At 72.8% G+C, this 24,882-nt stretch carries 18 protein-coding genes; 10 read left to right on the plus strand and 8 right to left on the minus strand.

The genetic code is table 11. The features are described 5' to 3' along the window. Nucleotides 1-10: 10 nt before the first annotated feature. Both Sspor_RS35285 and Sspor_RS35290 read right to left on the minus strand, forming a co-directional pair. Nucleotides 11-1,135, minus strand: coding sequence for an STM4014 family protein (locus Sspor_RS35285; RefSeq protein ID WP_202202730.1), 1,125 nt, complete (start codon nt 1,133-1,135; stop codon nt 11-13). A gap of 10 nt (nt 1,136-1,145) precedes the next feature. After that, nucleotides 1,146-2,105 carry an STM4015 family protein gene (locus Sspor_RS35290; protein WP_202202731.1) on the minus strand — a complete coding sequence of 320 codons (960 nt, stop codon included), beginning with the start codon at nt 2,103-2,105 and terminating at the stop codon, nt 1,146-1,148. Nucleotides 2,106-2,270: 165 nt separating this feature from the next. Between Sspor_RS35290 and Sspor_RS35295 the strand changes: the two genes are divergently transcribed. The 5 genes from Sspor_RS35295 to Sspor_RS35315 all read left to right on the plus strand — a co-directional run bounded on the left by Sspor_RS35295 (nt 2,271) and on the right by Sspor_RS35315 (nt 6,023). Beyond that, nucleotides 2,271-2,597 (plus strand): DUF8820 family protein, encoded by a 327-nt coding sequence (locus Sspor_RS35295; protein WP_202202732.1) that lies wholly within the window; start codon nt 2,271-2,273, stop codon nt 2,595-2,597. 33 nt (nt 2,598-2,630) lie between these two features. Then, nucleotides 2,631-3,665 (plus strand): DUF6745 domain-containing protein, encoded by a 1,035-nt coding sequence (locus Sspor_RS35300; protein ID WP_202204048.1) that lies wholly within the window; start codon nt 2,631-2,633, stop codon nt 3,663-3,665. Nucleotides 3,666-3,759: 94 nt separating this feature from the next. Beyond that, nucleotides 3,760-4,191: a hypothetical protein gene (locus tag Sspor_RS35305; RefSeq protein ID WP_202202733.1), complete on the plus strand. Its 432-nt coding sequence runs from the start codon at nt 3,760-3,762 to the stop codon at nt 4,189-4,191. Next, complete coding sequence (locus Sspor_RS35310; protein ID WP_202202734.1) at nt 4,191-5,552, plus strand: hypothetical protein; 1,362 nt, start codon at nt 4,191-4,193, stop codon at nt 5,550-5,552. Before Sspor_RS35305 ends, Sspor_RS35310 begins: the two co-directional genes overlap by 1 nt. A 3-nt stretch (nt 5,553-5,555) precedes the next feature. Beyond that, the gene (locus Sspor_RS35315; protein ID WP_237404164.1) at nt 5,556-6,023 is read left to right on the plus strand and encodes a hypothetical protein; all 468 of its coding nucleotides are present in this window, start codon (nt 5,556-5,558) and stop codon (nt 6,021-6,023) included. 7 nt (nt 6,024-6,030) lie between these two features. On the opposite strand, the gene Sspor_RS35320 is transcribed toward Sspor_RS35315, so the two are convergent. From Sspor_RS35320 to Sspor_RS35330, 3 genes are read right to left on the minus strand one after another with little or no spacing between them, the layout of a single operon-like run. After that, the gene (locus Sspor_RS35320; protein WP_202202735.1) at nt 6,031-7,224 is read right to left on the minus strand and encodes a lanthionine synthetase C family protein; all 1,194 of its coding nucleotides are present in this window, start codon (nt 7,222-7,224) and stop codon (nt 6,031-6,033) included. Between the two features lie 5 nt (nt 7,225-7,229). Beyond that, nucleotides 7,230-8,780: a class III lanthionine synthetase LanKC N-terminal domain-containing protein gene (locus Sspor_RS35325; protein WP_202202736.1), complete on the minus strand. Its 1,551-nt coding sequence runs from the start codon at nt 8,778-8,780 to the stop codon at nt 7,230-7,232. A gap of 59 nt (nt 8,781-8,839) precedes the next feature. After that, a complete protein-coding gene (locus tag Sspor_RS35330) occupies nt 8,840-9,064 on the minus strand; it encodes a hypothetical protein (protein ID WP_202202737.1) in 225 nt (74 codons plus the stop codon). Between the two features lie 324 nt (nt 9,065-9,388). Here Sspor_RS35330 and Sspor_RS35335 point away from each other — a divergent pair, with 324 nt between their 5' ends. From Sspor_RS35335 to Sspor_RS35355, 5 genes are all read left to right on the plus strand, one after another. Then, nucleotides 9,389-10,897, plus strand: coding sequence for an aldehyde dehydrogenase family protein (locus tag Sspor_RS35335; RefSeq protein ID WP_202202738.1), 1,509 nt, complete (start codon nt 9,389-9,391; stop codon nt 10,895-10,897). Next, a complete protein-coding gene (locus Sspor_RS35340; RefSeq protein ID WP_202202739.1) occupies nt 10,894-12,420 on the plus strand; it encodes a GMC family oxidoreductase in 1,527 nt (508 codons plus the stop codon). The genes Sspor_RS35335 and Sspor_RS35340 overlap by 4 nt, the downstream gene beginning before the upstream one ends. After that, a complete protein-coding gene (locus Sspor_RS35345; protein ID WP_202202740.1) occupies nt 12,417-13,505 on the plus strand; it encodes a quaternary amine ABC transporter ATP-binding protein in 1,089 nt (362 codons plus the stop codon). The genes Sspor_RS35340 and Sspor_RS35345 overlap by 4 nt, the downstream gene beginning before the upstream one ends. 103 nt (nt 13,506-13,608) lie before the next feature. Next, entirely contained in the window at nt 13,609-15,600 is a 1,992-nt protein-coding gene (locus tag Sspor_RS35350; RefSeq protein WP_202202741.1) for an ABC transporter permease, read from the plus strand. Nucleotide 15,601: 1 nt separating this feature from the next. After that, a complete protein-coding gene (locus Sspor_RS35355) occupies nt 15,602-16,576 on the plus strand; it encodes an ABC transporter substrate-binding protein (RefSeq protein WP_202202742.1) in 975 nt (324 codons plus the stop codon). A gap of 8 nt (nt 16,577-16,584) precedes the next feature. Here the strand turns inward: Sspor_RS35355 and Sspor_RS35360 are convergent, their stop codons facing one another. The 3 genes from Sspor_RS35360 to fxsT are packed head-to-tail and all read right to left on the minus strand — an operon-like array spanning nt 16,585 to nt 24,813. Further along, the gene (locus Sspor_RS35360; protein ID WP_237404165.1) at nt 16,585-17,655 is read right to left on the minus strand and encodes an alpha/beta hydrolase family protein; all 1,071 of its coding nucleotides are present in this window, start codon (nt 17,653-17,655) and stop codon (nt 16,585-16,587) included. Continuing rightward, nucleotides 17,652-18,935, minus strand: coding sequence for a hypothetical protein (locus Sspor_RS35365; RefSeq protein WP_202202743.1), 1,284 nt, complete (start codon nt 18,933-18,935; stop codon nt 17,652-17,654). Before Sspor_RS35365 ends, Sspor_RS35360 begins: the two co-directional genes overlap by 4 nt. Before the next feature lie 4 nt (nt 18,936-18,939). Then, nucleotides 18,940-24,813 (minus strand): FxSxx-COOH system tetratricopeptide repeat protein, encoded by a 5,874-nt coding sequence (gene fxsT / locus Sspor_RS35370; protein ID WP_202202744.1) that lies wholly within the window; start codon nt 24,811-24,813, stop codon nt 18,940-18,942. Between the last annotated feature and the right edge of the window lie 69 nt (nt 24,814-24,882).

Genomic DNA, 24,882 nt, shown 5'->3' on the forward strand with positions numbered 1-24,882 from the left:
CGCTGGGGTCTCAGGCGGGTGCACGGTGGTTCCTCGTGGGGTGGTGCTGTACGTGTCTTCGGACGGCGGCGGCCACCTGCGCGGCATAGGTGTCCCGGCCCTCGGCGCCACTGCCGGGCAGTCCGGTCAGGCCCGGCAGGAGGTCGCCGAAGGCGTTGACCTCGGCGACGGCGAACCGTCGCCAGCCGACGGCGGGCAGCAGGTCGACACCGACGCACAGGGTGCCCGGGAAGCAGGCCGCGGCCCGCTCGCAGGTCCGCAGTGCCTCGGTCCAGGCGGGGCCCGCGGCCCGGACCGCGGCGGCGAGGTCGCCGCGGCGGCCGCCGAGGTGGAGGTTGGTCATGGGCGTCCGGCTGGTGCGGACCACGGCGTGGGTGGCCCGCCCGGCCACGACGACGACGCGCAGGTCGGCCGCCCCGTCCCCGAGGGAGGCCTTGGGCCACCAGCGCTCGAGGTGGAGACCGTCGGGCGCGAGGGCGTCGACCAGCGCGGCGACCTCCGGCTCGCGCGTGAGGCGGCGTACCCGCAGGGAGTTGTGCAGGCGGCCGCCCTCCGCGCTCTCCACGGAGGTGGTCGCCCGGATCCGGCCCCCGGGGGCCGTCTCGACGGCGACGACACCGGAGGCGGAGGACCCGTGGGCGGGCTTCAGGAACACCCGCGGCATCGCGTGCGCGGCCATGAGGGCCCGGACGTCGTCCCAGCCGCGCACGGGAGCGCCGCCGCCGGAGGTCGGGGACCGCGGCACGGGGACCCCGGCGCGGGCGAGCGCCTCGTGGCACAGGCGCTTGTCGAAGAGGACCGCCAGTTCGGCGGGATCGTCGAGGCGCAGGCCTCCGGTCAGCGACCGGACGGCCGCCATGAAGGCGGCGTACCAGCGGGCGCCGCCCTCCACCCGGGTGGGGTCCCCGGCGCCGCGCAGCAGCCGGTCCACAGCGGCGTTCTCCCCCGGCGACTCGATCCGTACGATCTCGTCGTCGGCGAAGGCGGCGCCGCCCGCGCCGAGGACGTCCGTCCAGGGCACGACGCGCGGAGCGGGCAGCCCGGCATCGCGTACCGCCCCGGAGAACAGGGCGACACGCCGGTTCTCCGGGTTGCCGACGACCGCCCAGCGCGGCGGGGGTGCCTGGTCCGTCATGGCCCGCGCGCTACTCGCCGACGGCGACGTAGCGCCAGGTGCGGCCGTCGTACTCGTCCTCGTCGGCGCGGCCGCGGTCCAGGTCGAGGGTGACACCGGCACCGCCGAGGACCTCCTGGAGGCGCTCGCGCAGCGGCGCACCCAGGTAGTTGTGGTGCAGGTCGAGCTTGTTGAGGTGCGTCAGGGGCTGGCCGGCGAGCAGGGCGGCGCCGCCCTGGTCGGTGAGGACGCCCATGGACAGGTCGAAGGTCTCCAGGCGGGCGACGACCGGAGCGGACGCGGCGGCCGCGGCGATCTCGTCCTGGATGTCGCTGTTGCGCAGGCCCAGGTGACGCAGGCGCGGCAGCCGGTCGCCGTCGAGGATCGGCGCCACGTCGGTGACCGCCGCGTCCCCGCCATAGTTGCTCGTGCCGAGCCACAGGTCGAGGTGCTCCAGGGCGGGCAGGTCGCTGGCGGCGACACCGCGGACCGCCTCGGCGGGCATACCGCCGGTCTCCACGGTCAGGGAGCGCAGCCTGTGGTGCGTGAGGGCGGGGAAGACCAGCCCCGAGCCGCCGCGCACGCCGAACTCCTCCAGCTCCGGGAAGCCGTCGAGGAGCGGGCCGACGTCACCCTGGGTGATCCACGAGATCTCGCACTGCTCGGACTCCATGTCCCCGAGGAACAGCCCCCGCAGGGCGGGCAGGCGGGGGCGCGCTTCGAGGAGGGCGCTGATGATCTCCTCGGGCCCGCTCTCGTAGGCCTCCTCCCAGGAGCCGACGACGATCGCCCGGACCCGGGTGGTGTCGACCGCGGTGCCGAACCGGGCGAACGCCTCGGTCCAGCTCTCCTCGCTGTCGTAGCTGTCGCTGGAGATCCGCCACGCGACGGCGTCCGCGGCGGGCAGCCGGGTCGTCTCCGCGTCCTCGGGGGTCGGGAAGTCGAAGACGGGCAGCCCGCACGATTCCGTCAGGTGTCTCGGGTAACTCATGGGGTGCCCGCCGTTCCTCGCCTGTCGCGTCCGATGTGCTGCAAGTTGTACCAAGGGGCACCGACAGCGGCCGAGGCAGGGCGGGTGGAAGGCTGTTGTCAGACCCGCCCCCTACCTTCGGAGAAGAACGCGGCGCACCGGGCGGCGCGGGGGAAGGGGACACCCATGTACCGGCAGGGGGACGTGCTGATCGTGCCGCTCGACGCGTCGGCGGTGCCGCCGCACGCGGCCGACGCGGAGCACGAGCCGCGGGACGCGCGGGGCCGGATGGTCCTCGCGCTGGGGGAGGTCACCGGGCACGCGCACGCCGTGGTCGGACCCGGCCGACTCGTCCGCGAGCCGGGAGTCTTCGGCCCGCTGCTGCTGCATCTGCCGGACGGCGGGCGGGTGGTGCACGAGGAGCACGCGGCGATACCCCTGCCCAAGGGCTGGTACCGGGTCGTGCGGCAGCGGGAGTACCTGCCCGGAGCGGTACGGATCGTGGCGGACTGACGGCGTGGCGGACAGTGGGGGAGCGGGATCGTGTTGACGGACATCGACGTGTGGAGGGCGGCCGCGGCGGCCACCGGGCCGGCCGACCGCGCGGCTGCGGAAGCCGGGGTGCGCCTCGCCTACCGGGCCGCGGGCCTGGCGGAGCCGGAGCGGATCGTCTGGGCGGACTCGCCCCGGGCGGCGGCGCGCCTGCTCGTCGGGGACGGCGGGCCGTGCGGGCCGGCCGCGCGCGGGCGCGGCGTACGGGAGGCGGTGCGCAGCGCGCCGTGGGCGGCCGAGCGGGAGCGGACGCAGCGGCGGCTCGGCCCGCAGGGCTGGGGGCGGCACTGGAGCGCGACGGGCGGCCGCCTGTGGGAGCACACGGAACGCCTGGCGGAGCGGGTCCGCACCGGCCTCGTCGAGGAGTTGACGGCCGGAGCCGAGGCTCCGGCGGCCGAGGAGCGGCGGCTGCGCCTGCTGCTCCTGGACGCGGTGCTCGGGCAGCACGACGCGGCCTGGCTGTGCGCCTTCGACACACGGGAGGGCACCCCGCTGCACGGGCTCGGCGTCCTGGCCCGCTCGGCCGGCTGGTGGTGGCCCTACGAACGCCTCGCCGTGCTGTGCGAGCGGCCGGTGGAGCTGCACCGCGACGAGGCGGGCCGGCTGGACCGCGGGGACGGCCCGGCGCTGGCGTTCCCCGACGGGTTCGCGCTGCACGCGTGGCGGGGCATGCCCGTTCCGGCCGACTTCCTGGCGGGCCTCGGCACGCTGACGCCGGAGCGGATCCGGGAGGAGGAGAATACCGAACTGCGCCGGGTGATGCTGGAGTTCTACGGTTACGACCGCTACCTGCGGGAGTCGGGGGCCACCCCTGTGCACCGGGACGAGACGGGTCTCCTGTGGCGCATACCCATGCCGGGCGACGAGGCCGTCGCGATGGTGGAGGTCGTCAACTCGACGCCGGAGCCGGACGGCACCAGCCGCACCTACTGGCTGCGGGTACCGCCGACGACCCGCACGGCCCGCCAGGGCGTGGCCTGGACGTTCGGCCTCGGACCCGAGGCGTACGCACCACTTCGCGAGACCTGATCCAACACCGGCGGGAGAACGGTCCGGGAGTCCGCATGATGATCAGTCAGAAAAGGTTGCAGCAGGGGCAATCCGGGTGTGCGAGGCTAGGGAAATGACGTTCGAATTCGATGAGGAGTGGACGCGGGCGAAGGGAGAGGCCGTGATGCGCCTCGCCTCCGCCGGTCCGTCGCCCGCGCCGACTCCGCGACCGGGTCCCTCCCCGTCCGCCGGGGACCCGGACCTCGGCCTCGTGGACCGGCCCGTGCACTCCAAGGCGTCCGGCATCCGCACGGCGAACGCGCAGGCGCGGGGCCGGTCCACGCTCGACGACGCCGAAGCCGTGGGCAAGAGCCACTCCGGATGGGTGGCCGGTCCGGCGAGCAACGACTGCGTGGCCGGCTGGCAGCGCAGGCTGAGGGAGCTCGCGGACCTCGTCGACGACGCCGCCGACGCCCTGACCAAGGGGGCGAACGGCATCACTGCCGAGGACCAGGCGATAGCCGACCGCCTGCGCGCGGCCGGCGGCGTACTGGAGGACGCCTGATGGTCTCCGTACCCGAGCTGAAGCAGGCCGATCCGCAGAAGTGGCGGACCGCGGCCGACGACGCGGTGGCCGTGGCGAAGGAGTGCGACGGCCTCGCCACGTACGCGCGCCAGGACGTCGCCCGGACGGTCAGCCGGTGCTGGACCGGCGAGTCCGGCCGCGCCGCCACCGAACGGTTCGTGAAGCACGCCGACGACTACGAGACGTCCGGGCTGGCCCTGCGCGCGATGGCCAAGGTCTACGACGACCTGGCCGAGGCGATCGTGGGGGCGCAGCGGGACCTGAACAGCGCTCTGGACTACGCCCGCGCCCGCGACCTGAAAGTCGACGACAGCGGCCGGGTCCAGCTGTCGCGCCCGGTCATGGTCCCCGCGGGCAGCACCGAGCACCTCGAACCGGTCAACCACGCGCAGGGGATCATCGTCGACGCCCTGCGCAAGGCCACCCAGGCCGACGTGGACGCGGCGCGGGCCCTGCGCACGATCGAGGGCCTGACCGCCATCTCCGATCCGGCGCTGGCCAAGGAGGCCCTGACGCCGGGCTCCCCGCTCGCCGTCGCCCTGTCCCTCTCGGGCGGCACCGACGGCCTGCACCCGATCAATGTCTCCCCGGCCCAGTTCGCCGCGGTGAACCGGGCGGCGGCCGAGACGGGTATCAGCCGCAAGCTGCTGCTGGCGATCCTGTGGCAGGAACAGCAGTGGTACCAGAACTTCAGCCCCGGCCTGACCGGCCCGCTGGCCCAGGCGGGACGGATATTCGACTGGACGCTGCAGCAGTCCCTCAAGCCCGACAAGTCCCTCGGCATCACGCACATGAAGCCGGACACCGCGAGGGAGGTGATGCGGCAGAACCAGGAGGCGTTCACGCTTCAGGACGGGACGTTCCTCGGGAACCTCGGTGACTCGGAACTCACCAAGTACATCGAGGAGAACCCGGACGAGAACATCCGCATGAGCGCGTACCTCCTCAAGGACCTCCAGGAGAACCCCTACGGTGCGAGGACCGACAAGCAGCTCTTCACGCTGTACGCGGCGGACACCCCGGAGGTCCGGGAACTGAACGAGCAGTACGGCGACGAGTCGGGCAGCCGGGGCGGCGACATCAAGGTCCGCGGAGGGAACTGGGACAAGGTCGAGCCGCACCTGGACGACGCGATGGCCTGGTACGCGCTGACGGACGAGCAGCGGGCCACCGCTGTGCGGCAGCTGGAGTCGCAGACCCCGGCCGGCCACCACGTCTCCCTCGACCCTATCTACCATGAGGGCGGAGGACCGTACACCGGTACGGGAACCGGTCCCGCGGAGCCCGGCACCCCTTCCCCGAGCCCGGGCCCGGCACCCACACCGCCGAGGAGCGAATGACGCATGCGCACACGGAAGTCCGGCCCGCTGCTGCTGTGTCTCGTGCTGACACTGAGCGGATGCGGTCTGGTCGGCGGCGGTGACCGGGGTCCCAAGCCGTTGACGCCGATGCCGAGCGAGGTGCCGACCGGACCCGAGTACGCGACGGCCGAGGAGGTCGTCGCCGCTCTGGTGAAGGGCGGATTCGACTGCAGGACCACGCTGGTCAACCACTACGCGTACGGGTCGAACGCCACCTGCGAGGTGCAGCATCGCGGAACGACCGTCTACAACGAGATCAAGGTGCTGGACACGGCCCGGTTCAGCCGGGACGAGGTCGGAGACTCGATCGCGGTAGGGCGTCGGGCCTACCGGCACACCTTCGTCGCCGCCGGCAACTGGTTCATCTGGGTGCGGCCCGGCGTCTACGCCCACGACATGGCCGCGGCACTGCCGGGCTCCGTGGTGCTGGACCCGATCGTGGAGAAGTAGCCCGGGCTCAGGGCCGGTCGAGGTCGACGAAGGCGCGTCGGCCCGGGGTCACGAGCCGGGAGAGGAACATCCCGATGCCGGCCGAGCCGGTCGCGTAGTCGTGGGCGATCCGGTTGAGCCAGCGGCCGGGGAACGCGATGCCGTCCTCGTTCTCGACCCTGAACCACAGGATGGTCCCGGCGATGTCGCGGGCCCTGTCCCGGTACGCGCGCTCGCCGGTGGAGGAGTACATGTCCAGCATGAACTCGCCGATCCCGGCCATGCCCTCGAAGAGACCGGGGCTGTAGGTGTACTTGACGAAGGTGTCGTCCGCGACCCGTCGGGCGAGGTCGCCGTACCGCTCGATGCCGAGCAGGTCGCGGAACCGGACCAGCACGCTGCCGACGCCGGCGCCTCCGTGGATCCAGTACGGGTACACGACGGGGTCGTCCCGGACCCGCTGCCACTGCAGGCCGAGACCGCTCTCGCTCGCATGGGCCAGATCGAACTCCAGGGCGCGGACGGCGTAGGACCGGAAGCGGGCGTCGCCGGTCACCAGGTGCAGGTGGAGGAGGAAGAGGGCGATGCCGCTCGCTCCGTGGCCGTATCCGTAGTGCACGCTCGCGTCGCGGGCGGACGGCCAGTAGCAGGTGTCGCCCTCCTGCCGAGCGGTTCTGAGCAGTTCGTCCCCCGCCTGCACGGCACGGTCGAGGTAGACCTGCTTCCCCGTCCTCGCGTGGAAGCGCAGGGAGGCCAGTCCCCACCCGGCGATCCCGAGGAGCATGCCCGGTTCGTCGTACAGGAGCGGGGACGTGTGGAGCATCGCCATCACGGCCTCGCCCCTGTCCTCCCAGCCGAGATCGTGGAAGGCCCAGGCGATGCCGGCCAGCCCCACGTACAGCCCGGGCGGATAGGTGTCCGTGCCGAGGGGCCGCGACAGCATCCAGGAGGCCACCTCGGCGGGCAGTGCGGCGGCGCCGGACCCCTGGGCGCCCGCCGCGGAGCGGAGCAACAGGGCGGGGCCGCAGGCGCCGTAGGCCACGCTGAGCGGGTTCGTCGTGAAGACCGTGTAGTCGGCGGGCCAGAGGCGGTCGGTGCGCCGGACGTTGTGGGTGCGGAGCAGGGTGTCGGCGATGCCGCCGAGGGTCCGCCGTACTTCGGCGTCCGGGTGGGCCGGGGGACTGCCTCCGGCCGTGAGGGTGTCGTTCGTCAGGGGCTGCATGGGCGTCACCCGTCCTCCCAGTCCGCGAGCAGGGCCTTCGCCTCGTCCACCCTGCCGTCGGTCAGGCACGACACGACGGACCTCACCCGGACGGGGACACCCAGGGCGACGAGTTCGTCGAGGAAGAGGTCCTTCGCCAGGGGGTTGAGGGCGAAGAACGCGGTGGCGGGCACGACGCCGCTGTAGAGGAGCATGGCCGCGGCGTACCAGTCGTCGCAGGGGAGCAGCCTGTCGCGGGCGGCGCGGTCCGGGTGGATGAATCCGGGGGTGCCCCAGCGCGTGCCGTAGGCCAGCAGCGCCGCCTCGTCGTCCGCGTGGACCGCGCTCTCGAAGTCGATGAACCGCATCCGGAGCGTCTCGGTGTCGATCAGGATGTTGTTCGGCGACAGGTCGCCGAGGACCACTCCGCGTGCGTGCACCTCCTCGATCATGCGGATCAGGCGGCCGGCGACCTCCCGGAAACGGGGGACGAAACGTTCCACCCGCCCTTCCCGGCGGATGTACGGCGCGAGGATGACGTCGTCCTGTGCCCAGAAGTCGTGGAAGGCGATGCCTTCCACACGCTCCTCGACCAGGAAGGTGTGCTCCCATTCCCGGAAGAGGTCGACCGGCCGCGGTACGAAGTCCAGGCCTTCCAGCCGCCGCAGTACGGCGTACTCGTGGCGCAGCATGTCGACGGAGTCGACCGTACGGTCCCCGGCCGTCCAGCAGTTGGTGAGACGCCGGGCCTCCTTCACGACGACGGGCCCGCCCGTGACGTCGTCCGTGCCGTGGTAGACGCCGCCGGCGTTGGAGAACGTCAGGGCGCCCTCGATGCGGTAGCGGCCGTTCAGGAGGGGGGCCGCCGGTTCTCCGGCGGACCGCGCCGCGGGGTCCTGCGCCGGTTCCCCGGCGAAGGGGTCGCGGACCCAGGAGGGCAGCCGGAAGCAGGGCAGCCGCTCGTCGGCCACGTACGCGCCGTCGGGGGCGACCAGGAAGGTGCTCTGCGTGCCGTCGATGTTGAGCCGCCGCGGCGGCCGGAAGCCCCCGTACCGGTAGAAGAGGACCTTGCTGTCCCGGTAGCGGCGGTCCGACAGGACGTACGGTCCCTCGACCGCCTCGTCGGCCGTTCGCCGGTACAGGGTCTCGATCAGCCCGACGAAGACGTCCTCGTCGGGCGGGTAGATCGTCATGAACTTGCCCGAGAAGCCGCGTTCCTGGGTCTTGGAGTTGATCACGCCCAGCATCACCGGGTCGGCGGCCGCCTTGAACTCCACGCCGTTCTCCACGCAGACGGGTACGACGAGATCGAACAGCCGGAAGGTGTGCGCGGGGGCGGAGGAGACGTGGATCTTGAAGCCCTGGGTGGGCGGCGGGGCCGTCCGCGGGTCGGCTCCCGCGGCCATCCGGGCGTGCAGCCAGACGTCACCGCGTTCCAGGGCCCAGGTGTCCGGCAGCAGCCGTCGCAGGGCGTCGCGGTACTCAGGGGTGATGGCCCGGCGGGACAGCGGTTCGTAGTGCAGGGTGTCGACGAGACCGAAGAGGTGGTGGGCGGCCATCGCCGCCTGGCGTTCCACGGGTGCTCATCCGCCGGGGCGGGGAAGGCGGCCCCGGCGGACGTGCGGTCCTTCCGGAATCACATCTCCACCGTTGCGTGGGGGCCGCAGGCCACGCTGTAGGTGCTGCAGCCGACCGACTGGGTGCTGTGGAAGCCGGCGATCGCGGCGCCGCCACCCTGGCCGGCCCGCAGCTCCTGCAGGCCCAGCACGCGATCCACGTCGGCGACGGCCCGTTCCAGGTTCGCCCTCGCGGTCACCGCTCCGGGCGAGACGTTCTTCTTCCTGCCTTGCTTGCCGGCCATGAGCTCCTCCTGTCGCTGGAAACGTGCTGCCAGGTAAACGGCATCCCGGGTGCGCTGCCCGTGGACGGCGCGTCCCCGCCCCTGCCGGGGCCGCCGCCCGACGAACCCGACCTGCGTAAACGCCGGCCCCGTCGCCCCGGGGGTGATGTAAGCCGAACGGGTGAGTCCCCCTGAGTTAAATGTCCAAATTTGATGCGTTTTCGCGCGTGAAGCGGGCCACTCTCCGCAACGTTTTGCGCATGGGTTTGGAGGGTCGGGGCAGGCGGCCGGATCACGTCGGTCTGACCGACAGGGGGACTCGAAGCACGAAAGGCAATACGTACCGTGACGGCAGCACAACAGACCATCCACGTGGGCGGAGAGTGGCGCGCAGCCCTGTCCGGGGCCACGCGCCAGATCATCGACCCCGTCGACGCGACCCCTTTCGAGGTCGTGGCGGAGGGCGGTGCCCTCGACACCGACGACGCCGTGGCCGCCGCGCGAGCCGCGTTCGACCACGGCGCCTGGCCGCGCACGCCCGTCGTCGAGCGTGCCGCCCTGCTGCGGCGGGTCGCCGGCCTCCTGGAGCGCGACCGCGAGCGGATCGGCGCCCTGGAGAGCCGGGACGCGGGCAAGACGCTGGAGGAGGGCCGCGTCGACGTCGACTGCGTCCGCGACGCCTTCCGCTACTTCGCCGACCTCGTGGAGAACGAGAGCGGCGGCCGGGCCGTCGACGCCGGCTCCGAAGAGATCCGCAGCGTCGTCGTGCAGGAGCCGGTCGGGGTCTGCGCCCTGATCACGCCGTGGAACTATCCGCTGCTCCAGGCCAGCTGGAAGATCGCACCCGCGCTCGCCGCCGGCAACACCTTCGTGATCAAGCCCAGCGAGATCACCCCGCTCACCACCGTCGTACTGATCGAGCTGCTCCTGGAGGCCGGGCTCCCGCTCGGCGCGGCCAACATCGTGACCGGCCCCGGCGACACCGTCGGCGCCCGGCTCGCCGAGCACCCCGACGTGGACCTCATCTCCTTCACCGGCGGCCTGGTCAGCGGCACCAAGGTCGCCCGGGCGGCCGCCGACAGCGTGAAGAAGGTCGCCCTCGAACTCGGCGGCAAGAACCCCAATGTCGTCTTCGCCGACGCGTGCCTGACGTCCGACGGTTTCGACACCGCCGTCGACCAGGCCCTCAACGCCGCCTTCATCCACAGCGGCCAGGTCTGCTCCGCCGGCTCCCGGCTGATCATCGAGGAGCCGCTGCGCGACCGCTTCGTCGCCGAACTGGCCCGCCGGGCCGACCTGATCCGGCTCGGACGCGGCACCGACGCGGGTGTCGAGTGCGGTCCGCTGGTCTCCGCGGCCCAGCTGGCCCGGACCGAGGCCTACGTGGCCTCCGCCCTCGCCGAGGGAGCGGTCCTGCGCGCGGGCGGCGGGAAGCCGGACGGTCCCGGCTACTTCTTCCGCCCCACGGTCCTCGACCGCTGCCACCGCGGCATGCGCGTCGTCCGCGAAGAGGTCTTCGGCCCCGTGCTCACCGTGGAGACCTTCCGCACGGAGGAGGAGGCCGTCGCCCTCGCCAACGACACCGAGTACGGCCTCGCCGGAGCGGTGTGGACCTCCGACGGACAACGGGCCCGGCGGGTCGCCGGCCTGCTGCGCCACGGCACCGTCTGGATCAACGACTTCCACCCCTACCTGCCCCAGGCGGAATGGGGCGGCTTCGGGAAGTCCGGCATCGGCCGTGAACTGGGCCCCGGCGGACTCGCCGAATACCGCGAGGCCAAGCACATCTACCAGAACCTCGCTCCGCGCCCCGTGCGCTGGTTCGCGGGCACGACGGCGAAGGGCCGGGCATGAACGACCAGCACGTGTACGACTACGTCGTCGTCGGCGGCGGCACCGCCGGCTCCGTGATCGCCTCCCGGCTGACCGAGGACCCGGACGTCAGCGTCGCCGTCATCGAGGGCGGCCCCAGCGACGTCGGCCGCGACGACGTCCTCACCCTGCGCCGCTGGATGGGCCTGCTCGGCGGGGAACTCGACTACGACTACCCCACCACCGAGCAGCCCCGCGGCAACTCGCACATCCGCCACAGCCGTGCGCGGGTGCTGGGCGGCTGTTCCTCGCACAACACCCTCATCGCCTTCAAGCCGCTTCCCTCCGACTGGGACGAGTGGGCCGGGGCCGGGGCCGACGGGTGGGACGCGAAGGCGATGGATCCCTACTTCGCCCGCCTGCGCAACAACATCGTCCCCGTCGACGAGAAGGACCGGAACGCCATCGCCCGGGACTTCGTGGACGCGGCGCAGACCGCGCTCGGCGTGCCGCGCGTCGAGGGCTTCAACCGGCGCCCCTTCGACGAAGGGGCCGGCTTCTTCGACCTCGCCTACCACCCGGAGGACAACAAGCGGTCGTCCGCCTCGGTCGCCTACCTGCACCCGTTCCTGGACCGGCCGAACCTGCACATCGCCCTGGAGACCTGGGCGTTCCGGCTGGAACTGGAGGGCACCCGCGCCACCGGCGTGCACATCCGCACCAAGGAGGGCGCGGAGCACGTCGTACGTGCCCGGCGCGAGGTCCTGGTGTGCGCCGGGGCCGTGGACACCCCGCGCCTCCTCCTGCACTCCGGCATCGGGCCGCGCGCCGACCTGGAGAAGCTCGGCATCCCCGTCGTGCACGACCTGCCGGGCGTCGGGGAGAACCTGCTCGACCACCCCGAGTCGGTCATCGTGTGGGAGACGCACGGGCCGATCCCGGAGAACTCCGCGATGGACTCCGACGCCGGGCTGTTCGTCCGCCGGGACCCGGCCTCCGAGGGCCCGGACCTGATGTTCCACTTCTACCAGATCCCCTTCACCGACAACCCCGAGCGCCTGGGCTACGAACGGCCCGCGCACGGCGTGTCGATGACCCCGAACATCCCCAAGCCGCGCAGCCGCGGCCGGCTCTACCTGACCAGCGCCGACCCCCGGGTCAAGCCCGCACTCGACTTCCGGTACTTCACCGACGAGGACGACTACGACGGCCGGACCCTCGTCGACGGCATCCGCATCGCCCGGCGGATCGCGGCGAGCGAACCGCTGGCCGGCTGGCTCAAGCGCGAGGTGTGCCCGGGCCCCGAGGTGACCTCCGACGAGGAACTCAGCGCCTACGCACGCCAGGTCGCGCACACCGTCTACCACCCGGCCGGCACCTGCCGGATGGGAGCCGCCGACGACGAACTCGCCGTCGTCGCACCCGACCTGAGGATCCGGGGCCTCGACGGCATCCGGATCGCCGACGCGTCCGTCTTCCCCACCATGACCGCCGTCAACCCCATGATCGGCGTGCTCATGGTCGGCGAGAAATGCGCCGATCTGCTGGGAGGAACCACCCGATGAACACTCCGCCGCACACCACGATTCCGCCGCAGCCCGCTGCGCAGAGCCTCTTCTCCGTACGCGACCTGTGGAAGGTCTTCGGCCCGAAGGCCGACCGCGTGCCCGCCGACCGGGAGCTCGCCCTCCTCGACGCCGCCGAGCTGCGCGAACGCACCGGCTGCACCGCCGCCGTCCGCGACGTCTCCTTCGACGTCCGCAAGGGCGAGGTCTTCGTCGTCATGGGCCTGTCGGGCTCGGGCAAGTCCACGCTCGTACGCTGCCTCACCCGGCTCATCGAACCGACCTCCGGCACGATCTCCATCGACGGCGAGGACGTGCTGTCCATGGACACCGGCCGGCTCCGCGAGCTGCGCCGGCACCGGGCCGCCATGGTCTTCCAGCACTTCGGGCTGCTCCCGCACCGGACGGTGCTGGACAACGTCGCCTACGGGCTGGAGATCCAGGGCGTGGGACGCGGCGAACGGCGCGAGCGAGCGGCGGAGTTCGTCACCAAGGTCGGCCTGGACGGCATGGAGCACCGCAGGCCGAGCCAGTTGTCCGGCGGCCAGCAGCAGCGCGTGGGCCTCGCCCGCGCCCTCGCCGTGGACCCCGAGGTCCTCCTGTTCGACGAGCCGTTCAGCGCCCTGGACCCCCTCATCCGCCGCGACATGCAGGAGGAGGTCGTGCGCCTGCACCAGGAGGAGGGACGCACGATGGTCTTCATCACCCACGACCTGAGCGAGGCACTGAAGCTCGGCGACCGCATCGCGCTGATGCGCGACGGCCGGATCGTGCAGCTCGGCACCCCCGAGGAGATCGTCGGCGCCCCCGCCGACGACTACGTCAGGGACTTCGTCCGGGACGTGCCGCGCGAGCAGGTGCTGACCGTGCGCTCGGCGATGCGCCCCGCGCGCGCCGAGGAGTCCGAGACCGGCCCCGCGCTCGCGCCGAGCGCCACCGTCCACGAGGCCATCGAGGCCGTCGCCCGGACGGGCGAGAACGCACGGGTCGTCGAGGACGGCCGGTGCCTGGGCGTGGTCGACCACGCGGGACTCCTCGGAGTCGTCGCCGGGGTACCGGCCGCCACGGGAAAGGCGGTGGCCTGATGTACTCCCATACGACCTGGCCGCCGCCGTGCGGCACGACCGGCGGCCGCGCCCGTGCCTGTTGTGCCGGTACCGCGCGCGCCACCGCCGGGCGGTGGGGCCGATGACCGCCACCGTCACCCCCGCCCCTCCCAGCCCCACGACCACGCCCGGGCCCACGCCCCCCACCGGCACCGGAACCGGTGTGCTGCGCGCGCTGACGCGCCACCGCGGCCGGCTCGTCGTCGCCTGCGCGGCCGTCGCACTCTTCCTCTGCTCCCTGTTCCTGGGCACCGGCGACTGGCCGGCGTCGCTGTCCGTCGACCTGTCCGGACCGCTGGGGCACGCCAGCGACTGGATCATCGACAACCGCGACGGCCACCCGCTCTTCCTCTACTTCCTCGGACACGTCAGCAACATCGTCGTCGTGTCCGTCCGCGCCGTGTACCTGGTGCTGCTCGCCCTCGGCTGGGCCGGCGTCACCACCGCCGCCGCACTGGTCGCCTGGCGCGTCGCCGGAGTCCGGCTCGCGCTGACCTCCCTCGCCGCCTTCGCCGTGTGCGGGCTGCTCGGCATGTGGGTGCCCACCATGCAGACGCTCGCCCTGATGGTGGTCGCCGTCGCCGCGTCCGTGCTGCTCGGCGGCCTCCTGGGGCTCGCCGCCGGCCTGTCGGACCGTATGCACCGGATCCTGCGGCCCGTGCTGGACACCATGCAGGTGCTGCCGGCCTTCGCGTACCTGCTGCCCGTCGTCCTCGTCTTCGGCATCGGCGTCCCCGCGGCCGTCCTCGCCACCGTCGTCTACGCGGCCCCGCCCATGGCCCGGCTCACCGCGCTCGGGCTGCGCGACGCCGACGCCGGCGTCGTGGAGGCCGCCACCTCCCTCGGCGCCACCGGCAGGCAGCGGCTGCTCACCGCCCGGCTGCCGCTGGCCCGCAAGGAACTGCTGCTCGGCGTCAACCAGTCGATCATGATGGCGCTCGGCATGGCCGTGATCGCGTCCGTCATCGGCGCGGGAGGCCTCGGCGACCGCGTCTACCAGGCGCTGGCCTCCGTCGACGTCGGCGCCGCGCTCGCCGCCGGCGTACCGATCGTGCTGCTCGCCGTCGTCCTGGACCGGGTCACCGCCGCCGCGGGGGAGCGGATCGGCGAAACCCCGGCCGGCCGGTCCGGCCTCGGCTGGGCCGTCGCCGCCGTCGCGACCGCCGCCGTCGCCCTCGCGGGCCGTCTGTCCGACCGGCTCTCCTGGCCCGACGGGTGGACGCTGGACATCGCCGAGCCCGTCAACAAGGCGGTCGACTGGATGACCGCCCACCTGTACTCCGGCGTCCCCGTCGTCGGCGGCACCGCCGACTGGGCCGGGCGCTTCACCACCTGGGTCCTCAACCCCCTGCGCGACGGCCTGCAGTGGCTGCCCTGGTGGGCGGTCCTGCTGACCATCGGCGTACTCGCCCTGCTCATCGGCACCTGGCGCACCGCCGCCACCGCCGTCCTGGCGATGGCCGCGATCGGCGTCCTCGGCGTCTGGGACCCGGCGCTCGACACCCTCTCCCAGGTGCTGGCCGCCGTCGCCGTGACCCTGCTGCTCGGCTTCGCACTCGGTGTAGCGGCGGCCCGCAGCACCCGCCTGGGGCACGCGCTGCGCCCGGTCCTCGACGTCTTCCAGACCATGCCGCAGTTCGTGTACCTGATTCCCGTCGTCGCCCTCTTCGGCGTGGGCCGCGCCCCGGCCGTCGCGGCCGCCGTCGTCTACGCGCTGCCCGCGGTGGTGCGGATCACGGCCCAGGGCGTGCGCGCGGTGGACGCGGCCGCGCTGGAGTCCTCGCGCTCGATGGGCGCGACCGGGCGGCAGCAGCTCTTCCAGGTCCAGCTGCCCCTGGCCCGGCCGGCGCTGCTGCTGGCCGTCAACCAGGGCGTGGTGCTGGTCCTCGCCGTGGTCGTCATCGGCGGCCTCGTGGGCGGCGGGGCGCTCGGCTACGACGCCGTCTTCGGCCTCGCCCAGGGCGACCTGGCGACCGGTCTGGTCGCCGGCGCGGCGATCGTCTGCCTCGGCCTGGTGCTCGACCGCGTCACCCAGCCGACACGACGCCACGACCTCGCCGGAAAGGGGGCCTGACATGGCTCGCACACGACGCACACCCCTCGCCGCACTCGCGGCCGCGACCGCCGTCGCCCTGACGGCCCTCACCGGCTGCGGCGCCGCCGACATGACCCGCCAGGCCTCCCCCTACGCCGACGCGAAGGGCTCCCGCACCGTGACGCTGTCCGTGCAGTCGTGGGTCGGCGCGCAGGCCAACGTCGCGGTCGCCCAGTACCTGCTGGAGCACGAGCTCGGCTACCGCGTGGACACCGTCCAGATCGACGAGGTGCCCGCCTGGGACGCGCTCAGCCAGGGCCGCGTGGACGCCATCCTGGAGGACTGGGGCCACCCGGAGCAGGAGAAGCGGTACGTCGAGGACAAGGCGACGATCGCGCGGGGCGGCGACCTCGGGGTGACCGGCCACATCGGCTGGTTCGTGCCGACGTACTTCGCCGAGGAACACCCGGACGTCACCGACTGGAAGAACCTGAACAAGTACGCCGACCAGTTCCGCACCGCGGAGAGCGGCGGCAAGGGCCAGCTGCTGGACGGCTCCCCGTCCTACGTGACGAACGACAAGGCACTCGTGAAGAACCTGGACCTCGACTACCAGGTCGTGTTCGCGGGATCCGAAGCTGCACAGATCACCCAGATCAGGCAGTTCGCCAAGGAGAAGAAGCCGTTCCTGAGCTACTGGTACAAGCCCCAGTGGCTGTTCGAGAAGGTCCCGATGACGGAGGTGAAACTGCCCGCCTACGAGGAGGGCTGCGACGCCGATCCGCAGAAGGTGGCCTGCGCGTACCCGCACACGCCGCTGCAGAAGTTCCTCAACGCCCGCTTCGCGTCCCGCGGAGGCGACGCCGCGGCCTTCCTGAAGAAGTTCCGGTGGACGACCGAGATGCAGAACGACGTCGCCCTGATGATCGCCGAGGAGAAGCTGTCGCCACAGGAGGCGGCGGGCCGCTGGGCGAAGGAGAACGAGGCCACCTGGCGGTCATGGCTCCCGTCCTGACACACGGCCTAACGGGAGAGGGCCGCGAGACCGGCGAGCAGGTGGGCGGACTCGGGGTGGAGGAAGTCGGAGTGCGCCCCGGCCGGTGCGAGCCGGGTCGCCCGGCCTCCCCGGAACCGCCAGCCCGCGTCGATGTTGACGATGCGGTGGTCGAGGAGCCCGCGCGTGTACGGCTCGTCGACGGTGAGCAGCCGCGTGGAGTACGGGGCCACCGGTGCGGCGCCCGCCCCGGAGTGGCCGATGCCGGGAGCCCCTTCCGCCCGCAGGTGCCAGAAGCCGGTGGCGCGGTCCCACCGGGAGTGGGTCAGGGCGAGCGGTCCGCGCAGGGGCGCGGCGGGCCGGACGCCGGTCGCGAACAGCTCGGGGAACATGGTGTCGAAGCTGTCGCGCGGCGCCGCCATCTGGAAGACGAGCGCGCTGTCCACCGTGAACGGCCGCCGCGGGTCGACCGGGTGGGACCAGCCGAGCACGCGCGGCTGCTGCGGCGACTCGGCCGCCCACTGGACGGCCTCGCACAGGAACCGCCCCCCGAAGGAATGCCCGAGCAGGTGCATGTACTGCCCGTTGCGGTTCCGCAGCACGGCCGGGTCGCCGGGGTCCGTCCGATGGGTGTCCAGATAGCCCAGCAGGTGCCCCAGGACGTGCGCCGCCTGTCCCGTTCCCGGCGCGCTCATCGCATGGGCACGCTCCCGGATGCGCCGGTAGCCGCGGAGGCCGGGCAGGCTGGAGGACGGCCAGCACACGACCACGCACCACGGGCGGTACCCGCCTTCGAGTCCGGCGTACAGGTCCGGACGCGCGGTGGCCAGCTCCCGGGCCTCGCGCAGCAGCCGGGCCGCACTGCGCACGGCCACATCCGGAGAGGTCTGCCACCCGTGCACGTACACGTACAGGTCCGTCGCCTCCTCCGGGATGCGCAGCTCGCGGGCGAGATGCTCGGCCAGCCGGTCGGGGCGGACGGGCGCGGAGGACCCGGGCGAGCGGAGCCTGCCCTTCTCGTCCAGGTGGACCACCGTGGGCGTCGTCGTCGCCCTGCCACCGAGGCCCGGCCGGCCGGCAGTTCGCAGGAGTGGCTTCACAGGGTCTGCTCCAGTCTGCTGTCGATGCCGCAGTACACCGAGTACGCCAGCCCCAGAGGATTGTGGAACCGGTGGACGTACGAGCGGACCAGCCCCATCGCGATCTCGCCCGCCGTGCTGTCGCCGCTGAGGTAGCGCCCCAGGAACTCCAGCGCGTATTCGGATGCGAAGAGCTGGGGTATGTCGAACTGCGGCCCGATCACCCCGTCCGCTCCCAGGTTGACCAGCGCCGCTCCGAGATGCTTGATCCCGGGCTCAGGAGCCGTCTGACCCGTGTAACAGGCGTTGAGCAGGACGAAAGGCCGGAAGAGCGCGTCGCCGGAGCTCGTGTGCCGACGGCGCTTGCGCAGGACGAGCTCGGCGTCGATGGGCTGGCTGTCGGTCAGCTTGACGGCCAGATGGGGGTACGGCGATCCGTTCTCGACGAGTGCGCCGTGACACCAGAAGTACATGACGTCGTCGTCCAGCACCGGGGCGGCGAGATCGTCCAACAGCTCCTCGGACTCGGTCCGCACGGTGAGCTGGGAGCGCTCCTCCAGCATCTTGCGTACCTCCGGTGCCCGGCCGACGGCGTCGAGCGCGACGTCGGTGTTGAGGCTGGTGACCGGCGTCGTACGGGCCAGCACCTCCCGCTGGGTGTGGGGGAAGGCATGCGCACCGGTCTGCTCGATCTGGTGCCGGTACCCGAGGAACCCGTGCAGGAGCGGAGCGCCGTCGGGCGGCACGACGGCCAGCATCGGCCACGGCAGGTGCAGGTCCGAGTCGAACGAGATGCGCAGCCCCTCCTCGCGGGCGAGCATGTCCATCAGGAAGGTCCGCAACCCGGTCATGGGCGCGTCCGCACCTTGCAGCAGGCGTTCCAGGAAGTGCTGCCCCTCGTCGGCGAGATCCTCCGTCAGCCGGCGGGAGAAGTCGGCGTGCGCCGAGAGGTCCACCTCGTCGCTGAAGGGATGACCACCCAGCGGCATCCCGTCCGCGTCCCGGGGCTGGTAGTGCACCAGCCGTCTGCTCCATTCGGTGCGGAGCCGGGCCGCCGCCTGCAGGAGCTCGCTCGCGGAGATGTTGAGGTAAGCGTTCTGGATGCCCCACTGCGGAGTACGCCGGGTGGTGACGAAGGCCGACAGGTGCAGCCGGTCCGTACTGTGATGGCGGAGCATCACCACGAGATCGAGGGGCTGCTTCGCGCGGATCGGGCTGCCGGGAGACTGCTGTCGCGGAGGCAGCGCCGTGAAATCGAGCGAAGGGTTGTGGATGACGTCCACCGTGAGCTGCTTGACCACCTGCTCAATTCCTCCTGGTGCCCGGAACGTAGGAGGCGGGGCCGGAGCGGGCATCGTCCGTCACCTCGATGCTGCTCTCGACGTCCTGTAACACGACGCCCATGTCCCGGTCGTACACGGTCAGGCGCAGCCGGTGCTCGCCGGGCTCGGACGCCGTGAACACCAGCACCGGGGGCCGGCTGCCCGACGCGTACTCGGCGACCTGGGGCTCCACGGTGGCGGCCGAGCGCGTCGCGGCCACCAGGAGCAGCGGAGGCAGGGGCGGAGCCGTCGGCGGACTGTCCTGTTCCGACGCCGGACCGTCCTGCTCCGACGGCTCCGCGGCCCGCTGTCCCTCCGCACCGGAGGGTCCGGGCGGCCCGGTGTCCGGATCGCCGTCGCCGGAACGCTCCAGGCGGACCTCCACCTCGACCGGCTCCGCGACGTTCACCTCGTCCGCCAGGAGCCTCAGCCGAACCGTCCACGCGGGGTAGGCCGCCGCGAGCCGCTCCCGGACCTCCTGGACCCGGGGGTGCTCCTGTCCCAGCACCCGCCCCCAGTCGGCCGCGAGGCGCGCGCCGACGACGGGACCGTCACCGGTACCGGCGGCCGCACGGGCGAAGTAGGCGCCCGTACGGCTCTCCAGGGTGTCGGGGTGGTTCGGCCCGAGGACCTGCCCGCGCCCGGAGGCGACCGCCGTGAGGAGCGCCACCTCCCGCTGCCGGTCTCCCACCTCTCCGTACGCCCTGGCGAGCGCGTCGACGGCGGTGGGATGGCTGAGGTCCTGAATGTGCTCAAGACAGGCGATCACGGTCGCCAGCGCGTCCTGGCCCGTCGAGTGGGCCCGGGCGACACCGTCCGGTGTAGCGGGAAGGCCGAGGCCGAGGATCCTCGAACGGTCGGCGATCACGGTCTCGAAGAGGGGGATCGCGCGGCCTGCTTCGCCGGCCAGCAGCAGGACGTAGGCGAGCAGTTCGCGGCTCGAGAGCGTATGCGCGTGGTCGTCACCCAGGATCCGGGCGTGGTCGGCCACCAACTGCTCGCACAGGGAAACGGAGTGGTCCGGGGACCGGCCCGGCAGCGAGAGCAGGATCAGGGCGAGAGCACTGCGGAAGTGGAGGGTGCCGTTGTGGTCGGGGCCGTGCACCCGGAGGGCGTCCTTGGTCAACTCCTCGTACAGGGCGGCCGCACGAGTCCGGTCCCCGGCGTCACGGCAGGCCAGCGCGAGGTCGGCACGACTCATGAACGTGTCGAAATGGTCCGGCCCATGAAGCCGGGTCCGGTCCGCGACCAGAACCTGCATCTCCCGTACCGCCGTCGCGTACTGACCCACCGTCCGGCGCGTGATCGCCAGTCCCCGCCGGCACCCCAGGGTGTCGACGTGGTCCGCGCCCTGCACCCGTACGACGTCCGCCAGCAGTTCCACGTACGACTTGAGCGCCTCCCGGTACCGACCGGCACGGCGGAGGGAGAAGGCCAGCCGCTTCCGTGTGGTCAGGGTGTCGGGGTGGTCCGCGCCGAGGGATCCCAGGCGGTGGGCGAGCAGTCCTTCGTACAGCGCGAGACAACGCTGGTGGGAGCCCGCCAGGCGGTAGGCGTCCGCCAGCAGCCCCCGTCGTTCGAGCGTGACGGGGTGGTCGGCGCCGTGTACCCGGAGGGAGTCGTCGAGCAGCGCTTCGTACAGTGCGATCGAGCGGGGGTGGTCACCGGCGTCCCGGTACGCGTAGGCGAGGTTCGCGCGGGCGGTCAGCGTCGCCGGATGATCGGGACCCTGGATCCGGGTGCGATCGGAGACCAGGGTTTCCATCTCCCGCACGGCCGCCTCGTACCGACCTGCCCTCTGGAAGGCGAAGCCGAGCCCGTTGCGGCAGAGCAAGGTGTCGAGGTGATCCTCGCCCTGCTCCCGTTCGAAGTCCGCCAGGAGCTCCTCGTGCAGCGTGACGGCCTGCCGGAGGTCGCCGGCCGAGTTGACCGCCCGGGCCAGATCCTTGCGCGCGCCGAGCACCTTCGGGTGCAGCGGTCCATGGATCCGGGCCAGGTCGGCGATGAGCCGCTGGTACTCGTCGACCGCGTTCCGGGCCGCTCCGGCGCGCGCGTGGGCGTGGGCGAGGTTGGATCGGCTGATCAGCGTGCTCGGATGGTCCGCGCCCTGGATCCGCGTCCTGTCGGCGACCAGCGCCTCGAACCCCCGGACGGCCTCGGTGTACCGTCGCGCGTTCAGCCAGGTCCCGGCCAGAAGCTCCCGGGTGAGCACCGTGTCCAGGTGCTCCGGGGCCGTCACGCGGAGCTGGTCGTGCAGGAGCCCCTCCAGGAGGCGGACGGCACGTACGTGATCCGCGGCCGCCCCGCAGGAGAGGGCCAGGCCCTGGCGCCTGCGGAACGTGGTGGGGTGGTCGGGGCCGCACACCCGACGCGAATCGTCGATCAGCGCTTCGTGCAGCGTGATCGAGCGGGTGTGGTCACCGCTGTCCCGGCACGCGTAGGCCAGGTTCGCGCGCGCGGCGAGCGTCGCCGGATGGTCGGCGCCCTGGACCCGCGTGCGATCCGCGACCAGGGTTTCCATCTCCCGCAGCGCGGCCTCGTAGCGTCCCGCCTTCAGGAGGGCGAAGCCGAGCTCGTGCCGGAACGCCAGGGTGCCGACGTGGTCGGCACCGCGCACCTCCCCGGAGTCCACGACGAGCCGCTCCAGCATGTCCACGGCCTGCTGGTGCTCTCCCGCCATCCGGTAGGCCGCGGCCAGGTTTCCGCGGGTCTGGAGCGTGCGGGAGTGGTTCTGCCCCAGGACCCTTGCGGTCTCCTCGGCCAGTTCGCCGAACAGCTGCGCGGCCCGGCGGGCGTCCCCCTCTTCGTACCAGGTCAGAGCCAGGGACTCCCGGGCATGGAAGACGTCACGGTGCCGGGGCCCCAGGACACGGATGCGGTCCTCGATGAGCCGCTCGTCCAAGGCGGCCGCCCGCAGGTGGTCACCGGCTCGTCGGCAGGCGTAGGACAGCCAGGCGCGTACGTTCAGCACGTCCGGGTGGTCGGCGCCGCAGACGCGGGTGAAGTCCACCAGCAGTTCCTCGAAGCCGGCGAGCGCGCCGGGCATGTCCCCCGCGAGGTCCCGCGCGTAGCAGAGGCCGATCCGGGTGATCAGCGTGTCCGTGTGGTCGGGACCCAGGATGCGGGTGCGGTCCGCCGTGACGGCGGTGAACTCGGTCACCGCGGCGTCGAACCGTCCCGCCAGCCGCAGGACGTGCGCCAGCGAGCTGCGGCTCTCCAGGGTGCTGGGGTGGTCCGCTCCGAGCACCCGGGCCCGGTCCTCGACGACCGCCTCGCACCAGGCCAGGGCGCGCGCGTGGTCGCCCGCCTTCCGGTACGCGTACGCCACGCGGTCGCGCGCTTCGAGCGTGGCGGGGTGGTCGGCGCCCTGCGTACGCGTGCGGCGCGACACCAGCGCCGTGAACAGCCGCGTGGCCCGGCCGTACTCCCCGGCGTCCGCATACGCGAACGCGAGGCTGCCGCGGGCGTCCAGGGCGGCGGGATGGCTCGCCCCCTGGACACGGGAGCGGTCGGCGATGAGCCTGCGGTACGCGCTGACCGCCCGCTCGTGATCGCCGTGCGCCGAGTACGCGAAGGCAAGTTTCTGGCGGTCGTCGAGCGCCGCCGGGTGGTCGGGCCCCTGGACGCGCGAGCGTGCCGAGACGACGTCCTCGAGCTCGCGCACCGCCCGGTCCGTGACGCCCGCCCGGCACCATGCGTCCGCGAGGTCGGCCCGCGTCCCGATGGTGTCGGGGTGGTCGTCGCCCAGGAGCCGGGTGCGGTCCGCCGCGATGGATTCGAGGCCGGCGACGGCCGCCGGGTAGTCCTTCGCCGCCCGCTGGGCGTGCGCGAGCCAGCCGCGGCTGGTCAGCGTGTCCGCGTGGTCGGCCCCGAGCACCCGGGCCCGGTCGGCGATCGCTTCCTCGTACAGCCGCACGGCCCGCCGGTGGTCGCCCGCGTCCGAACACGCGTAGGCGAGGCTGTTGCGGCTGTCGAGCGTCGACGCGTGGTCGGTGCCCAGGAGTTCGGCCCGGTCCTCGACCAGGCTCTCGTAGTCCTCGACCGCCCGCCGGTGGTCGCCCGCCGTCTGCCGGGCGTATGCCAGACCGTCACGGCTGTCGAGCGTATCGGCGTGCGCCGCGCCGAGGACACGGGTGCGGTCGGCCACGACCGCCTCGAACTCACGGACCGCCGTCTGGTGGTCGCCCGCCTTGCGCAGCGCGTACGCGTAGGTGTGACGGCTGGTGAGGGTCGCCGGGTCGTCGATGCCGAGCAGCCGGACCCGGTCGGCGATCAGCTCACGGCACAGCAGCACCGCCTGCTGGGGATCGCCGTCCGTGCTCTGCACGTCGGCGAGGGTGTCCCGGCTGTCGAGGGTCTCGGGCGCATCCGCTCCCCGCAGCCGGGTGAGGCCCTCCACCACGGCCTCCATCAGCCGCACGGCGAGCATCTTCTGGTCGCGCTCGACCAGCTCGTGGGCCGCCCGCTCGTAGAGCCGGACGGTGCCCTCGTGCGGTGGCCACCCGGCCGGACGGGTGGCGGCCAGGGCCTGGACGTGCGGGAGCACCTCCTGCCAGCGGGCCTGCACCGGCCTCTCGGTGCGGGGGCCGTCGGGCAGGGCCCGCAGGAGGGCCGCCTCCGCCCAGTCGCGGCCGATGTCGAGCAGCGAGCGCCCGGGGGCGCGCGCCGGGCCGGACGGGAGGGGGTTGCGCAGCGTGGTCTGGACGAGCCGGTGCACGGTGACGTCCTGATCGGTGAGCTTGATCAGGTTGTAGTCGCCGAGCAGGGTCAGGGCTTCGTCGACGCCGGAGGGTCCGGTGGCCGTCGGCGAGGTCTCCACCGGTACCGAGAGAGCGGCGCGCGGTACGGCCTCGGGTGCGTACCACGCGAGCGTGTGGAGCAGCTTCGCCGCCAGCGGAGCGGTCTCCTCCAGGGTCCGCAGGGTCGTGCGCCAGATGCGGGCGATGGTCCGGTCCGCGTCGTGACGGTCGCCGGCGGCGTCCAGCACGGTGGCGGGCGTCCGGGAGAGGACGTCCCGGTACGCGGCGAAGGACATGCCGGTCTGACGGAGGTACGCACCGGCCTGCGCGAGAGCCAGCGGCAGGTGACCGAGCTCCGTGGCCAGGGCGTCGGCCTCCCGGAGCTGGTCGTCGGTGGGTTCCGACCGGGGCATGGCCAGGCGGCACAGCAGGTTCACCGAGGGCTCGGCGGCCAGCACGTCGATGCGCAGCGGCTGCGCGCCGGGACGCCACCCGTCCGCGCGCCGGCTGGTGACGAGCTGGTGCCCGTGGCCGCGGAGCCGTCCGAGGTAGGGGTTGATGTCGGCGGGGTCCTCGGCGTTGTCGAAGACGAGGAGCCAGCCGTCGTGCGACTGGAGCCACAGGATCGCCCACTCGGTCTGCTGATCCGGCAGTGCGCCGAGCGCCCAGGTCGGGTACAGGAAGACCGCGAGATCGGCGAGGGCGGCGTCCACCTGCTCGCGGCTCTCGGCGGCGATCCACCAGACGAGGTTGTACGCGGTGCGGTGCTCGCGGGCGTACCGCATGGCGAGCGACGTCTTGCCCACCCCGCCCAGGCCGTGCAGCGTCTGGAGCTGGGTGATGATCCCCTCGCCGAAGGCGAGGGCCCGCCGGATGCCCGCCACGTCGTCGGTCCGGCCCACGAAGGTCTCGGTCACGCTCAGCGGCAGGTTGTCCATGCCGGGCGGAGCGTCGATCGTGCCTGCGGCGGCGACCGCCTGAGGCGGCACGCTCGCCCGGCGTTCGGTGTGCGGATTGCCCCGGGGGTCGGCCGGCACGTGCGAGCGGCGCACCACGAGGATGTCGGAATGGGCCGGTTCGGCCGCCCTCCACTGGTGTAACCGCTCAGCTGTGATCACATCGCCCCCTGCCGGCACGTCGAGCGAGCCGCACGGACCGCCCCGAACTGGCCTTTCGCCATGCTAGCG

The organism is Streptomyces spororaveus, from assembly GCF_016755875.1.
Lineage (GTDB): Bacteria > Actinomycetota > Actinomycetes > Streptomycetales > Streptomycetaceae > Streptomyces > Streptomyces spororaveus.

Bases quoted from the DNA above. Each gene is read 5' to 3' on its own strand.
- Sspor_RS35320 (WP_202202735.1), bottom strand. From the start codon at position 7,224: ATGCAGCCCCTGACGAACGACACCCTCACGGCCGGAGGCAGTCCCCCG.
- Sspor_RS35345 (WP_202202740.1), top strand. From the start codon at position 12,417: ATGAACACTCCGCCGCACACCACGATTCCGCCGCAGCCCGCTGCGCAG.
- Sspor_RS35295 (WP_202202732.1), top strand. From the start codon at position 2,271: ATGTACCGGCAGGGGGACGTGCTGATCGTGCCGCTCGACGCGTCGGCG.
- Sspor_RS35285 (WP_202202730.1), bottom strand. From the start codon at position 1,135: ATGACGGACCAGGCACCCCCGCCGCGCTGGGCGGTCGTCGGCAACCCG.
- Sspor_RS35305 (WP_202202733.1), top strand. From the start codon at position 3,760: ATGACGTTCGAATTCGATGAGGAGTGGACGCGGGCGAAGGGAGAGGCC.
- Sspor_RS35315 (WP_237404164.1), top strand. From the start codon at position 5,556: ATGCGCACACGGAAGTCCGGCCCGCTGCTGCTGTGTCTCGTGCTGACA.
- Sspor_RS35350 (WP_202202741.1), top strand. From the start codon at position 13,609: ATGACCGCCACCGTCACCCCCGCCCCTCCCAGCCCCACGACCACGCCC.
- Sspor_RS35355 (WP_202202742.1), top strand. From the start codon at position 15,602: ATGGCTCGCACACGACGCACACCCCTCGCCGCACTCGCGGCCGCGACC.
- Sspor_RS35340 (WP_202202739.1), top strand. From the start codon at position 10,894: ATGAACGACCAGCACGTGTACGACTACGTCGTCGTCGGCGGCGGCACC.
- Sspor_RS35310 (WP_202202734.1), top strand. From the start codon at position 4,191: ATGGTCTCCGTACCCGAGCTGAAGCAGGCCGATCCGCAGAAGTGGCGG.
- Sspor_RS35330 (WP_202202737.1), bottom strand. From the start codon at position 9,064: ATGGCCGGCAAGCAAGGCAGGAAGAAGAACGTCTCGCCCGGAGCGGTG.
- Sspor_RS35290 (WP_202202731.1), bottom strand. From the start codon at position 2,105: ATGAGTTACCCGAGACACCTGACGGAATCGTGCGGGCTGCCCGTCTTC.